Source organism: Bacillus sp. SIMBA_005 (assembly GCF_046535585.1).
Lineage (GTDB): Bacteria > Bacillota > Bacilli > Bacillales > Bacillaceae > Bacillus > Bacillus pumilus.
The window spans coordinates 1-287 of sequence record NZ_JAWRWI010000237.1; the positions used below are offsets into that span (position 1 = coordinate 1).

The 287-nt window shown below is 39.7% G+C and carries 1 protein-coding gene; it reads right to left on the bottom strand.

Annotation, left to right across the window (positions count from 1 at the left end; all coding sequences use genetic code 11):
* Positions 1-287: iron chelate uptake ABC transporter family permease subunit (locus SB660_RS19915; RefSeq protein WP_410584008.1), on the bottom strand; the 287-nt coding region annotated here is incomplete at both ends.

Sequence of the window (287 nt, forward strand, 5' to 3'; positions counted from 1 at the left end):
GCCCAAACTAGAAAAATTCCCCCTAACAATGCACTTATGGGGATAACATGTTTATAATTAGAGCCAACTAACAAGCGTACGATATGCGGAATAATTAAACCAACAAACCCGATGGACCCACTTACTGCAACGAGCACACCTGTCAGTAAAGATACGAGTACTATTAGCTGTATGCGAAACTGTTGAAGATTTACCCCTAACGTGACGGCTGCTTCTTCCCCAAGTAGTAATAAATTCAGATTTCGATAGTATAGCCACAACAACCCAAATACGATAAAAAAGACAAT